At 72.2% G+C, this 12,519-nt stretch carries 14 protein-coding genes; 6 read left to right on the forward strand and 8 right to left on the reverse strand.

The annotated features are described in order from the left end of the window. Nucleotides 1–38 precede the first annotated feature (38 nt). Both V4Y04_RS06835 and V4Y04_RS06840 read left to right on the forward strand, forming a co-directional pair. Complete coding sequence (locus tag V4Y04_RS06835; RefSeq protein ID WP_332426395.1) at nt 39–1,334, forward strand: glycosyltransferase family 39 protein; 1,296 nt, start codon at nt 39–41, stop codon at nt 1,332–1,334. A gap of 265 nt (nt 1,335–1,599) precedes the next feature. Then, nucleotides 1,600–2,616: a phosphatase PAP2 family protein gene (locus tag V4Y04_RS06840; RefSeq protein ID WP_332426396.1), complete on the forward strand. Its 1,017-nt coding sequence runs from the start codon at nt 1,600–1,602 to the stop codon at nt 2,614–2,616. A gap of 84 nt (nt 2,617–2,700) precedes the next feature. Here the strand turns inward: V4Y04_RS06840 and V4Y04_RS06845 are convergent, their stop codons facing one another. The 3 genes from V4Y04_RS06845 to V4Y04_RS37685 all read right to left on the reverse strand — a co-directional run bounded on the left by V4Y04_RS06845 (nt 2,701) and on the right by V4Y04_RS37685 (nt 4,647). Continuing rightward, nucleotides 2,701–2,916, reverse strand: a complete 216-nt coding sequence (locus tag V4Y04_RS06845; RefSeq protein ID WP_332426397.1) for an I78 family peptidase inhibitor — start codon at nt 2,914–2,916, stop codon at nt 2,701–2,703. A 396-nt stretch (nt 2,917–3,312) separates the two neighbouring features. Next, nucleotides 3,313–4,299, reverse strand: coding sequence for a helix-turn-helix transcriptional regulator (locus V4Y04_RS06850; RefSeq protein ID WP_443079963.1), 987 nt, complete (start codon nt 4,297–4,299; stop codon nt 3,313–3,315). A 12-nt stretch (nt 4,300–4,311) separates the two neighbouring features. After that, nucleotides 4,312–4,647 (reverse strand): LysM peptidoglycan-binding domain-containing protein, encoded by a 336-nt coding sequence (locus V4Y04_RS37685; protein ID WP_443079964.1) that lies wholly within the window; start codon nt 4,645–4,647, stop codon nt 4,312–4,314. Between the two features lie 386 nt (nt 4,648–5,033). Here V4Y04_RS37685 and V4Y04_RS06860 point away from each other — a divergent pair, with 386 nt between their 5' ends. Both V4Y04_RS06860 and V4Y04_RS06865 read left to right on the forward strand, forming a co-directional pair. Then, nucleotides 5,034–5,873, forward strand: coding sequence for a hypothetical protein (locus V4Y04_RS06860; protein WP_332426398.1), 840 nt, complete (start codon nt 5,034–5,036; stop codon nt 5,871–5,873). Nucleotides 5,874–6,020: 147 nt separating this feature from the next. Further along, the gene (locus tag V4Y04_RS06865; protein WP_332426399.1) at nt 6,021–6,440 is read left to right on the forward strand and encodes a hypothetical protein; all 420 of its coding nucleotides are present in this window, start codon (nt 6,021–6,023) and stop codon (nt 6,438–6,440) included. 88 nt (nt 6,441–6,528) lie between these two features. Here V4Y04_RS06865 and der read toward each other — a convergent pair whose 3' ends face one another. The 5 genes from der to aroH form a co-directional block, all read right to left on the reverse strand. Then, nucleotides 6,529–8,007, reverse strand: a complete 1,479-nt coding sequence (der, locus tag V4Y04_RS06870; protein WP_332426400.1) for a ribosome biogenesis GTPase Der — start codon at nt 8,005–8,007, stop codon at nt 6,529–6,531. A 75-nt stretch (nt 8,008–8,082) separates the two neighbouring features. Continuing rightward, nucleotides 8,083–8,730 (reverse strand): lysophospholipid acyltransferase family protein, encoded by a 648-nt coding sequence (locus V4Y04_RS06875; RefSeq protein ID WP_332426401.1) that lies wholly within the window; start codon nt 8,728–8,730, stop codon nt 8,083–8,085. After that, nucleotides 8,727–9,407, reverse strand: coding sequence for a (d)CMP kinase (gene cmk, locus V4Y04_RS06880; protein WP_332426402.1), 681 nt, complete (start codon nt 9,405–9,407; stop codon nt 8,727–8,729). The genes V4Y04_RS06875 and cmk overlap by 4 nt, the downstream gene beginning before the upstream one ends. 226 nt (nt 9,408–9,633) lie before the next feature. Beyond that, nucleotides 9,634–10,719: a prephenate dehydrogenase gene (locus tag V4Y04_RS06885; protein ID WP_332426403.1), complete on the reverse strand. Its 1,086-nt coding sequence runs from the start codon at nt 10,717–10,719 to the stop codon at nt 9,634–9,636. Beyond that, nucleotides 10,716–11,078, reverse strand: coding sequence for a chorismate mutase (aroH, locus tag V4Y04_RS06890; RefSeq protein ID WP_332426404.1), 363 nt, complete (start codon nt 11,076–11,078; stop codon nt 10,716–10,718). Before aroH ends, V4Y04_RS06885 begins: the two co-directional genes overlap by 4 nt. Before the next feature lie 214 nt (nt 11,079–11,292). Here aroH and V4Y04_RS06895 point away from each other — a divergent pair, with 214 nt between their 5' ends. Continuing rightward, nucleotides 11,293–11,784, forward strand: a complete 492-nt coding sequence (locus V4Y04_RS06895; RefSeq protein WP_332426405.1) for a Rieske (2Fe-2S) protein — start codon at nt 11,293–11,295, stop codon at nt 11,782–11,784. A 22-nt stretch (nt 11,785–11,806) separates the two neighbouring features. Further along, the gene (locus V4Y04_RS06900) at nt 11,807–12,499 is read left to right on the forward strand and encodes a nucleotidyltransferase domain-containing protein (RefSeq protein WP_332426406.1); all 693 of its coding nucleotides are present in this window, start codon (nt 11,807–11,809) and stop codon (nt 12,497–12,499) included. Nucleotides 12,500–12,519: the final 20 nt, after the last annotated feature.

Here is a 12,519-nt window from a genome sequence, read left to right on the forward strand (position 1 = left end):
GGACGGACCGGCCACGCACCCGGTCGATAATCGGGCCCGTGACCGATCTCGAAACGCGTGCCGCCCCGGCCCGCCCCGGCCCGCTGCGCAGGGCCGCGCCGGCGCTCCTCGGGTACGCGGCCGTGCGTGCCCTGGGCCTCCTCGTCCTGGCCCTGTGGAGCGAGGCGCGCGGCAAAAGCGCGTACACCCTGCTCACGGCCCGCTGGGACGCTCTCTGGTACACGAGGGTCGCGGAGCTGGGGTACGGCTACGAGGTGCGCCTGGCGAACGGGGACGTGCACTCGAACCTGGCCTTCTTCCCCCTGCTCCCCTGGCTGGAGCGGCTGGTGGCGGCGGTGTCGCCGCTGTCGTACGCGGACGGGGGCTTCGTGGTCGCCGTGCTGGCCTCGCTCGCCGCGGCGTGGGGGATCTTCGCGGTGGCGGACCATGTGTACGGGCCGCGGGCCGGGGTCTGCGCGGTGCTGCTCTGGGCGGTGCTGCCGGTCGGGGTCGTCCAGTCGATGGCGTACAGCGAGTCCCTGTTCACGGCGCTCGCCGCCTGGTCGCTGTACGCGGTGCTGACCGGGCGCTGGGTGACGGCCGGGATCCTGGCGTCGCTGGCCGGTCTGACCCGCCCGGTCGGGCTGGCGGTGGTCGCGGCGGTCTGGGCGGCGGGCGTCGTCTCCTTCCTGCACGACCGTCGTGGCGCCGGGGAGGAGCACCGCTCGTTCGGGGGGAGCCGTGGCGCGGCGGCGGTGGACGGCGCGCGCCCGGGGGGACGCGCCGCCCCCGGCGGGAACACCCCGCGCACGCCTTCCGCCGGGGGCGCGCCCTTCCCGGCGGGCGCCCCCGGCGTGGGCGTCCGCCGGGCGGCCGGCCTGTTCACCGCTCCGCTCGGCACCGCCGGTTACGTTCTGTGGGTCGGGCACCGGACCGGGAAGGGCCCGTTCGGGTATCTCGACGTACAGGCGGGCTGGCGGAACGGGTTCGACGGCGGTTTTGCCTTCGCCCGGTTCACGGCGGAGAAGTTCACGTCGTTCCCGTCCGCCACGGCGGGACTCGGGCTGATCGTCGGGGTCGGCCTGCTGGTGTGGCTGTACGTGCTCTGCGCACGGCAGCGCCAGCCGCTCCCGCTCCTGGTGTACGCCGGTGCGGTCGCCGTCCTCGCCCTCTGCGCGTCGAGCTACTTCGGTTCGAAACCGCGCCTGCTGATGCCTGCCTTCCCCTTGCTGCTGCCCCTCGCCCTGCCCCTGTCACGGCTGCGTACGCCCAGGTCGACGCTGGTGGTGGGGTCCGTCGCGGTGGTCTCGGCGGTGTACGGCGCCTTCTGGCTGAACGGCTCCGGACCGCCCTGAAAGGTCCCGCGGCCCTGCCCACCCCTCCCCGTGCCGACGGACGGTGAGCACCGGGGAAAATCTGCGCCGACCTTCGGTGAACGCATTCCAAAAGCGCGATAAAACAACCCTCTCGAATGATCAAAAGAATTGAAGACGGCGAGGACCGGAGATTGCCGATTCACGGAAAACAAAGACCACCTTGAGAGCAATCCCACATCACATCGTCATTACAAAGCCGCTGATTCGCCAGGGTCGGCCGCTCACTCCCTGTAACGTCGATTGGGTGCGTACCGAACGGAAGACCACCCGTCTGGACCGGGTGTTCGCGAGGCTGGATCGTGAGCCGGAACGACCGGCCCACCTCGACGTGCCTCGAATGAGCCGGCACCGGACGGTGCTCTTCGGCTCCACCCTGGCCTTCTACCTGGCGATCGTGTGGGCCGTCGTCACCGCGTCCTGGCTGGTCCGGCTGGACTGGCAGGTGATGTTCTTCCGCCCGTACGAGCAGTGGGCGGAGCTGCACGCCTTCGTCGACTACTACGTGGTGCTCGGCCAGCGCGGCCCGACCGCGGTGATGGTGGCGTCCTGGCTGGGCTGGCGCTCCTGGCGGCAGCACACCCTGCGTCCGCTGCTCGCGCTCGCGGTCTCCCTGCTGCTGCTCAACATCACCGTCGGTGCCGCGAAGTACGGCATGGGACGCCTCGGACCGCATTACGCGACCGAGATCGGCTCCAGCGAGATGTGGCTAGGCGGCAGCATATTTCCCAGCGGTCACACCGCGAACGCCGTGGTGACCTGGGGAATCCTGGCCTATCTGGCCTCCACTCCGAGAACTCGGCGCTGGCTGTCCGCCGTGTCCGCCGTGACCTCGCTCGGTGTCGGGCTGTCCACCGTCTACCTCGGCACCCACTGGCTGAGCGACGTCCTGCTCGGCTGGGTGGCGGGCCTGCTGATCCTGCTGGCCCTGCCCTGGTTCGAGCCGCTGATCGCCCGCGCCGAGGACCGGATCCTCGGCCGGCGGGACCACTGGCGGGACCGCCGGTACGCCCCGCGGGGCCGGACGGCGCCCGCGGCCCCCGTCGCGACGCCGGTCATGCTCAAGCCGCTCACCGGCCGTGAGGCCGGCGCGGCTCCCGAACCGGTCTCCGCGTCCCGCCCGGCCGGCCGCCCGCCCGCCTATCTGGCGTCGGGGCCGCACTCGACGCGCGCGGAGCGCACACCGCTCACTCCGGCCGGCAGCCGCCGCCCGCCGCACGGCGAACGTCATCCGCGCGGCAACACCCCGGCAGCCCGCTCCTGACGGCCCCGCCCGGTCCCTCGGCGACAGCCCGGTACGCGCTCCCCGGCCCCGGTTCCCTCGTGGAACCGGGGCCGTCGCCGCGTCTCAGCCCTTCCAGGACCGCGCCACCGTGCCGTCCCTCACCTCGAAGTTCAGCCGCCCCACGCGGTACTCCATGGTGATGACCGTTCCCGGCGGCAGCGACCGGACCGTCGTCCAGCCGCGCTCGCGCGCGAGGCGCTCGGCCCGGTCCACGGGCAGGCCCACATAGGCGTCCGGGCTGTCGTCGGGCTCCGCGGAAGGTGTCGGAATGGGTGCCATACGGTCACGCTATGCCCTGCCCCGCGGACAGGGAAGGCCGGACCGGGAACACCTGCCCGGGATCCCCCGGCGGTCACATTTCTGTCACAGGATCACGACAGACGTTTACGCCTACGCCCATCACACGAATGGGTGATTCGAAGCCTCTCCGAACACAGTCGAACGTAATTCCCGGACATCGCGCCGGGGCACGGATAAACCCGGCGGAGCGTTTCTGAAGAAACATCCGGCCCGTTCGGGTCATTCCATTCCGTCGCCGTGACGACAGGTGCGCACCCCGAAGGGCGGGACCGTACGGAAACTCACGGTTCCTTCACAGCGTCCACCCCCGCCCCACCGGCCGGTACGGGCGGTCCCGCGCGGTTCCGCGCTGCACGGTCGCCACGCGGTCCGGCGTCAGCTCGCCGCGCCGGATCCCTCCGCCCGGGCCAGAGCGCGGGAGAGCCGGTCGCGGGCCGTGGTGATCGCGTCGGTCAGCCCGGCCGGCTCCAGCACCTGGAACTCGAAGCCCAGCAGCATCACGTGGACCACCAGGGCGTTGAAGCTCGCCGCCCCGGTGGTCAGGACACAGGTGTCCGGTGCTTCCGCCCGGAGTGTGCCGACGGAGGGCGAGATCCGTTCCGCGGCCTCCTCGACGGGCACCAGCAGCCGTATCGCGGCCTGCGAGGCGTACACCCGCGTGGAGACGCCCCGGGACACATAGGCGGCCAGATCCTCGGCCGGGGGCTCGCGCGGGACGAAGCGCGGGCCGTGCGGGGGCTTGGGAGTGACGCGGCCCACCCGGAAGGTACGCCAGTCCTCGCGGCCCAGGTCCCAGGCCACCAGGTACCAGCGGCGCTCCGAGCACACCAGACGGTGCGGTTCCACGGTGCGGCGACTCGTCGCGCCGTCGTGGCCGCGGTACTCGAAACGCAGACGCTCGGTGTCACGGCAGAGCTGGGCGAGTTCGGTGAGCACGGCCGGGTCGACGGCGTCGGCGTCCGGTCCGCGCAGCATCGGCACGGTGACGGCGTTCAGGGCGCCCACCCGGCGGCGCAGCCGGTCCGGCAGCACCTGTTCCAGCTTGGCCAGGGCCCGCACCGAGGTCTCCCCGATGTCTTCGATGCCCTGCCCGGCCGCCGTACGCAGCCCGACCACGACGGCGACGGCCTCGTCGTCGTCCAGCAGCAGCGGCGGCAGCTCGGCGCCCGCGCCCAGCTGGTAGCCGCCGCCGGTTCCGGGGCTGGCGTTGACGGGGTAGCCGAGCACGCGCAGCCGGTCCACGTCGCGGCGCAGGGTCCGGGAGCTGACCCCGAGCCGCCCGGCCAGATCGGCCCCGGACCACTCGCGGTGAGCCTGGAGCAGGGACAACAGACGCAGCAATCGTGCCGAGGTCTCCACCATGGGCCGAGTCTGTCAGCCTTCGCGGACAGTCACTGTCCGGACGGGGCCCCTCCTCACCTCACCACCCGGTGCGTCCGGGATGGACCAGAGCACGAGACGCCGACCGGGCAGGATCACGTCGGGATCGCCGCCGATGACGGCCTCGTCGGCGGCGTACAGCTGTTGCCAGGTGGTGCCGTGCCGGGCCGCGACGGCGCTCGGCGTGTCGCCCTCACGGACGGTGTGGTCACCGCCGGACGAGCTGCGGTCCGCGCCGCCCGCCCGCCGTCGGGTCGTGCGAGGGATCCGGTGGTGCGGCGGATCCGGCTGGTGCGGTCGGCGGACGTTCCCGGGCGGTGCTCGCTGCACACGGCGGAGGAATCCAGGCAGCCGACCGGGCCGGCATCAAGCAACTCACCGTCTTCGCAGACCAGTTCAGCGTTACCTTCGGTAGCGTCAATTTCAGGACACCCGCTTCATTCACTGATTTCATGATTTATCAACCAGCAGACCCTCTGGCCTGTGAGCTACTTCACCCGTTCAACTGCTTTGACGCGAGGAGCAGTTGACGATGAGTGTCCGGTTCCGCGCGGGAAGTGACCGTGTGCGCAGGATGGTTCGATCCCGTTCCCTTCCGGGCGTGACTCCCGCCGCAGATCGCCCGTTGTCATCTGTATGAGCCGGGGGCACGCCCCGGACCACGGGCCGGGACCCACCCGGCCTCGCCACGCACCGCATCCCGAGGGAGCCCACCCGTGCCGCGCATGCTCGACGTCAGCAACGAGGTACGCGCCGAGATCGGCGACGAAGAAGCCGACCGCCTGCTCGCCGGAGATTCCGCCCCGGGCGGTTACGACTGCACCTCCTGCCGCACACCGGGCGATCCGGAGCAGGAGCGGACCAGCACTGTCCTGTTCATCGGGGACGAGACCGCCGTCCTCGCCTTCGCCCACTCCACCTGCCTGCCCTCGCAGGTCGTCCAAGTCACCGAGGAGCAGCTCCTGGGCGCCGCGCGGTCCATCAACGGCGACGCCACAGCCCCGGCGGCGCCCGCGCAGGCCGCACAGACGGCCCCGGTGCCGGCTGCTCCCCATCAGGCCGCGGCGCCGTACGTCGTGCCCGAGCAGGCCGTACTCGGCGTGACCAGCGGACTGGTCCTGATCGCCGGGGAGCTGCACCCGGCCCTGGTGGTCGAGCCGACCGCGCCGGTGGCGCGGCCCGGTTCCCTCGGGTCCGGCGACGACTTCCTGCCGCTGCTCATCGAGCAGGGCTTCATGCCAGTGACCGAGCTGTCCACCGCACCGTCCGTGCTGCACGGCTGGTCGGTTCTGCTGGCCGTGGGGCAGCTGCACGCGGTGCTCCAGCCGAACCCGAACGGCGGTCAGCCGGTGGCCTGGTGGCAGGCGCACCAGCCGCTCCAGGTCACCGAGGGCTGGCGGGCGGCAGCCAACAAGCACCAGCAGGTGCTGCTGTTCGCGGCTCCGGTCGGTTCGATCGGCCGTCAGCCGCGCGAGGACCTGCTGCGCGACGCGCTGGACAGGGCCGCGGCGAACGGAAGGCTGGTCACGGCGGCACTGCCGCTCGCCGGTCTCTGACCGTCGGTCGACGGACAGCCGACGGCCGACGGACAGCCGACGGCCGATGAACCCGGCTGACACCCGGCTGCCGGCCGACAGGCCGGTGACCGGCGAAAACCCGTACCCCGGCCACATCCCTTACCGGTCGGGGTCGTTGGGAGATACGTGCACGCATACGACGCTCCCCGCCGCCGGCCCTTCCCGTTGGTCCCCGCCCCCGTGCGGCCGGCTCAGGACTCCGAGGGCGGCCCTTCGGCCACGCCGATCTACGACGCGCTCTACGCCGAGTACGTGAAGTCCTTCCGCTCACTGCCGGGTGACCGCAGCGGCGAGGAGAAGCTGGGCTTCGCCGCCTTCGGAGGCGCCCCGCACGGTACGGGCTCGCCCGTCGGCCACGGATCGGGGGCGTTCGGCGGTTCCGTCGGCGGCGGATCATACGGTGCCTACAGCGCGGGGGCGAGCAGCGCCCGGCAGAGCGCGGGGCAGCAGCCGCAGTGGCAGCGCGTCCCGGCGGTCGGCCGGCACGCCATCGAGAGGCCCCACGCGCCGGCGGCCCTGCCCCCGGCCCCGCGCCGGGAGACCTGACCGGGCACGCCGGGCCCGGCGACGACGCAGGGTGGAGGGGGCGGTCCCGGCCGGGACCGCCCCCTCCACCCTGCGTGCCGTCGTTACGTCACTTCTTCTTGCCGCGCTTCTCACGCACCCGTACCGAGATGTGGATGGGCGTGCCCTCGAAGCTGAACTCCTCGCGCAGCCGGCGTTCGATGAACCGCCGGTAGCCCGCCTCGATGAACCCGGAGGCGAAGAGCACGAACCGCGGCGGCTTGGTGCCCGCCTGCGTGCCGAACAGGATGCGCGGCTGCTTGCCGCCCCGCACGGGGTGCGGGTGGGCGGCGACCAGCTCGCCGAGGAAGGCGTTCAGCCTGCCGGTCGGAACGCGGGTCTCCCAGCCCGCCAGGGCCGTCTCGATCGCCGGGACCAGCTTCTCCATGTGGCGTCCGGTGCGGGCCGACACGTTCACCCGCGGCGCCCAGACGACCTGGCCGAGCTCGGTCTCGATCTCCCGCTCCAGGTAGTAGCGGCGCTCCTCGTCGAGGGTGTCCCACTTGTTGAACGCGAGGACGATCGCGCGCCCCGCCTCCACGGCCATGGTGACGATGCGCTGGTCCTGCACCGAGATGGAGTCGGCGGCGTCGAGGAGGACGACGGCGACCTCGGCCTTCTCGACGGCGGCCGCGGTGCGCAGCGAGGCGTAGTAGTCGGCGCCCTGCTGGAGGTGGACGCGCTTGCGGATGCCCGCGGTGTCGACGAACTTCCAGGTCTTTCCGCCCAGCTCGATCAGTTCGTCGACCGGGTCGCGGGTGGTGCCGGCGATCTCGTTGACGACGACGCGCTCCTCGCCGGCGACCTTGTTCAGCAGCGAGGACTTGCCGACGTTCGGACGGCCGATCAGGGCGATCCGGCGCGGACCGCCGACCGCCGTGCCGAAGGTCTGCGCGGGGGCCTCCGGCAGCGCCTCCAGGACCTGGTCCAGCATGTCGCCGGTGCCGCGGCCGTGCAGGGCGGAGACCGGGTGCGGCTCGCCCAGGCCCAGGGACCACAGGTAGGAGGCGTCGGCCTCACCGCTCTGGCCGTCCACCTTGTTGGCGCACAGGACGACCGGCTTGCCTGCCTTGCGCAGCAGCCGGACGACGGCCTCGTCGGTGTCGGTCGCGCCCACCTTGGCGTCCACCACGAACACCACGGCGTCGGCCGCCTCGATCGCGTACTCGGCCTGCGCCGCCACGGAGGCGTCGATGCCGAGGACGTCCTGCTCCCAGCCGCCGGTGTCGACGACCTTGAAGCGGCGGCCCGCCCACTCGGCCTCGTAGGTGACGCGGTCCCGGGTGACGCCCGGCTTGTCCTCGACGACCGCCTCGCGGCGGCCGATGATGCGGTTCACCAGGGTCGACTTGCCGACATTGGGGCGGCCGACGACGGCGAGCACGGGCAGCGGGCCGTGCCCGGCCGCCTCGATGGCGCCCTCGACGTCCTCGAGGTCGAAGCCCTCCTCCGCGGCGAGCTCCATGAACTCCGCGAACTCGGCGTCGCCGAGCGCCCCGTGCTCGTGCTCGTGCTCGGCCGAGCCGTCGGGCTGGATGTGGTCGTTCATGAAGTACGTACCTCGTTGTTCATCGTGGTGGTCGGTGGAACACCCGATTCCGGGTGTTCCACTACTCAGTGTCCGCTAGCGCCCGGTGAGGCGCCTGGCGTTTTCCAGGTGCGCGGTGAGCTGCTTCTGGATGCGCTCGGTCGCCTCGTCCAGCGCCTTGCGGGTACGCCGTCCGCTGCCGTCACCCGCCTCGAACGGGTCGCCGAAGACGACGTCGACGCGGGAGCGCAGCGGGGGCAGCGCCTTTATCAACCGTCCGCTCTGCCCGGAACTTCCCAGGACGGCGACGGGCACGATCGGCGCGCCGCCGCGCAGGGCGAAGTAGGCGAGCCCCGCGCGCAGCGAGGCGAAGTCGCCCTCGCCGCGGGTGCCCTCGGGGAAGATACCGAGGACGCCGCCCTGTTGCAGGATGCCCAGCGCCCGGGAGATGGCTGTGCGGTCGGTGGTGTTCCGGTCCACCTTCACCTGGCCGATCCCGGTCAGGAACGGGTCGAGCGGCCCGATGAACGCCTCCCGCTTGATCAGGAAGTGCGTGGGCCGGGGGGCCACGCCCATGACCATCGGACCGTCGATGTTGTGGGAGTGGTTCACGGCGAGAAGCACCGGGCCGGAGGCGGGCACCCGCCAGGCACCCAGCACGCGCGGCTTCCAGAAGCCGTACATCAGTCCGACGCCGATGCGCCGCCCGATCTCGGCGCCCCGCGCCGACGGAAGCCCGGTCACCGGCCGACTCGTTTCTCCTCGACGAGGGTGACGACACACTCGATGACCTGCTGCAGGGTCAGGTCGGTGGTGTCCACCTCGACCGCGTCGTCCGCCTTGGCCAGTGGGGAGGTCTTGCGGCTGGAGTCGGCCGCGTCCCGCTTGACCAGGGCCTCGCGCGTGGCGTTCAGGTCGGCGCCCTTGAGCTCGCCGCTGCGGCGGGCGGCCCGCGCCTCCGGAGAGGCGGTGAGGAAGATCTTCAGGTCGGCGTCGGGCAGCACGGTGGTCCCTATGTCGCGGCCCTCGACGACGATGCCGGTGACGGCGGAGGCGGCGATGGAGCGCTGCAGCTCGGTGATCCGGGTGCGCACCTCGGGGACCGCGCTGACCGCGCTGACCTTGGAGGTGACGTCCTGCTCGCGGATCGGGCCGGCCACATCGATGCCGTCGACCGTGATGTCGGGCTTCTCCGGGTCGGTGCCGGAGAGGATCTCGGGCTTGCCGGCCGCGGCGGCGATCGCGGAGGGGTCGGCGGTGTCGATGCCGTTGGTGACCATCCACCAGGTGATCGCCCGGTACTGGGCGCCGGTGTCCAGGTAGCTCAGGCCGAGCTGTGCCGCCACGGCCTTCGACGTGCTCGACTTGCCCGTGCCGGACGGGCCGTCGATGGCGACAATCACTGGCGTGGAGCTTTCCACAGTGGGGACCTTCCTGGACCTGGCTGGCGGGGAGCGGGGCGCGAAACCGCCCTGCACAAGGTTACTGGGTGTCCGTCCCCCGATCGGCCGTACCCGGGGACGGGGCCGCGACCGCTCCCGGGATCGGCGCCGGCACCGCTTCCGGCGCCCGTGTCCGACCGTCCGCGGGCCCTCGTCCGCCCACCCGGACGACCTCCACCGCCCGCCGCTCGCCGTCCGGCAGGTGCTACTGCCGGATGGACCAGCCCCGCTCCCGCAGCGCCGCGGTGAGCACCGGAGCCGCCTTGGGCTCCACCATGAGCTGTATCAGACCGGCCTGCTGCCCGGTCGCGTGCTCGATACGGACGTCCTCGATGTTGACGCCCGCACGGCCGGCGTCCGCGAAGATGCGCGCCAGCTGGCCCGGCTGGTCGTCGATGAGCACCGCCACGACCTCGTACGCGCGCGGGGCGGAGCCGTGCTTGCCCGGGACCCGGACCTGGCCGGCGTTGCCGCGGCGCAGCACGTCCTCGATGCCGGTGCTGCCCTCGCGCCGCTTGTTCTCGTCGGAGGACTGCAGCGCGCGCAGGGACCGTACGGTCTCCTCCAGGTCGGCGCCGATGTCGGTGAGCAGGTCGGCGACCGGACCGGGGTTCGCGGAGAGGATGTCGATCCACATCCGGGGGTCGGAGGCGGCGATCCTGGTCACATCCCGGATGCCCTGCCCGCACAGCCGTACGGCGGCCTCCTCGGCGTGCTCCAGGCGCGCGGCGACCAGGCCGGCCACCAGGTGCGGCATGTGGGAGACCAGGGCCACGGCACGGTCGTGGGCGTCGGCGTCCATGACGACCGGGACGGCCCTGCAGTGCGAGACCAGCTCGAGGGCGAGATTGAGCACCTCGGTGTCGGTGTCCCGGGTGGGCGTGAGCACCCAGGGACGGCCCTCGAAGAGGTCCGCCCCGGCGGCCAGCGGGCCGGACTTCTCACGACCGGACATGGGGTGCGTACCGATGTACGCCGAGAGGTCGAGCCCACGCTGCTCCAGCTCGCGGCGCGGCCCGCCCTTGACGCTGGCGACGTCGATGTAGCCGCGTGCCACCCCGCGCTCCAGGGCGTCGGCGAGCACCCCGGCCACGTGGGCGGGCGGGGCGGCGACGATCGCCAGGTCCACCGGCCCCTCGGGGGGGCCCTCGCTGCCGGCGCCGAGCGCGGCGGCCGTACGGGCCTGCTCCGGATCGTGATCGACGAGGTGGACGGTGACGCCCCGCTGGGAAAGGGCGAGGGCGGCGGACGTGCCGATCAGTCCGGTGCCGATGACGAGTGCGGTTCTCACTGGGCGATGTCCTTGCGCAGGGCCGCCGCGGCGCCGAGGTAGACATGGGCGATGCCGGCGCGCGGCCGGTCGGACTCGATGTGCGCGAGGATGCGGACGACGCGGGGCAGGGCGCCCTCGATGTCCAGTTCCTGAGCGCAGATCAGGGGGACGTCGACGATGCCGAGCTTGCGGGCGGCGGCGGCCGGGAAGTCGCTGTGGAGGTCGGGCGTGGCCGTGAACCAGATACTGATCAGGTCGTCCGTGGCCAGATCGTTGCGTTCCAGTACCGCGGTGAGCAGCGCGCCGACCTGTTCCTCCATGTGGCCGGCCTCGTCCCGCTCGAGCTGGACGGCGCCCCGGACCGCTCGTACCGCCACGGCGTTGCTCCTTGCTGATGTGCCGAATGTGCTGATGGATCGAATGTGCCGATGTGCCGGATGCACTGACGTGCGTATCGGTCGTTCGGTCGTCCAGCCTAGTCAGAACGGGATCCGGCGGTGTCCTGTGCCCGCCCGCCGAGACGGTCGGTGCAAAATGTCCTGATCTCCCGAAAATTCACCCACCCTCCATGATTCCCTCCGGAGTGACGACATGACTGGCACGACCCCCCGCACGACCCCGCGCACCACACGGCGCACGGCCCTTCTCGCGGCAGGCGCGACAGCGCTGGCCGCCGGCTGCGGCGTGAACGGGAGCGGAGGCGGTGACGACTCCTCGCCCGCCACCGCCCCGGCCACCGCCCCAGGTACCACCCCGGGCACCGCCTCGGACATCGCGGCGCCGGACGGCTCGGCAGGACGGGAACTGGCCGCGACCGACGACATCCCGGTGGGCGGGGGTGTGATCTTCAAGGACGAGAAGGTGGTGGTGACCCAGCCCGAACAGGGTGACTTCAAGGCCTTCTCGGCGATCTGCACCCACCAGAGCTGTCTGGTGGCGGACGTCTCGGACGGCACCATCGACTGCGCCTGCCACGGCAGCCGGTTCCGGATCACCGACGGCTCGGTGGAACGGGGGCCGGCCACCAGCGCGCTGCCCGCGGAACGGATCACGGTGGAGGGAAAATCGATTCGCCTGGCGTGAGCCGGCCCGTACGCTCCCGGGCATGCACTCCGCCGAGCTCCTGGTCCGCGACCACACGGTCTACGCCTGCGTCATGGGCTCGCGTGCCTTCGGCCTGGCCACGGAGGGCAGCGACACCGACCGCCGTGGCGTCTTCCTGGCCCCCACTCCCCTGTTCTGGCGCTTCGAGAAGCCGCCGACCCATGTCGAGGGTCCGGCCGAGGAACAGTTCAGCTGGGAGCTGGAACGCTTCTGCGAGCTGGCCCTGCGCGCCAACCCCAACATCCTGGAGTGCCTGCACTCGCCGCTCGTGGAGTACGCCGACGACACCGGCCGCGAACTGCTCGCCCTGCGCGGGGCGTTCCTCTCCCGCCGGGTCCACGAGACGTTCACCAGGTACGCGTACGGCCAGCGCCGCAGACTCGAGGCCGACGTCCGCGCGCACGGGGCGCCCCGCTGGAAGCACGCGATGCATCTGCTCCGCCTGCTGGCCTCCGCCCGCGACGTGCTGCGCGCGGGCGTCCTCACCATCGACGTGGGCGAGCAGCGCGAGCAGCTGCTCGCGGTGAAGCGGGGCGAGGTGCCCTGGCCCGAGGTCGAAGCCCGGATGGCCCGGCTGGATCAGGAGGCCGGCGAGGCGCTGCGCCGTACGCCGCTCCCGGCGCAGCCGGACCGGCGCCGGATCGAGGACTTCCTGGTCCGCGTCCGCCGTGCCTCCGCCCTGCGGGCGGGGTAGGGCGGGCGGCCCCTCGCCAT

The sequence above is a fragment of the Streptomyces sp. P9-A2 genome (assembly GCF_036634175.1).
Lineage (GTDB): Bacteria > Actinomycetota > Actinomycetes > Streptomycetales > Streptomycetaceae > Streptomyces > Streptomyces pratens.

Coding starts and splice junctions, on each gene's coding strand:
- V4Y04_RS06845 (WP_332426397.1), bottom strand. CDS start 2,916: ATGGCACCCATTCCGACACCTTCCGCGGAGCCCGACGACAGCCCGGAC.
- V4Y04_RS06850 (WP_443079963.1), bottom strand. CDS start 4,299: ATGGTGGAGACCTCGGCACGATTGCTGCGTCTGTTGTCCCTGCTCCAG.
- der (WP_332426400.1), bottom strand. CDS start 8,007: ATGAACGACCACATCCAGCCCGACGGCTCGGCCGAGCACGAGCACGAG.
- V4Y04_RS06895 (WP_332426405.1), top strand. CDS start 11,293: ATGACTGGCACGACCCCCCGCACGACCCCGCGCACCACACGGCGCACG.
- V4Y04_RS06900 (WP_332426406.1), top strand. CDS start 11,807: ATGCACTCCGCCGAGCTCCTGGTCCGCGACCACACGGTCTACGCCTGC.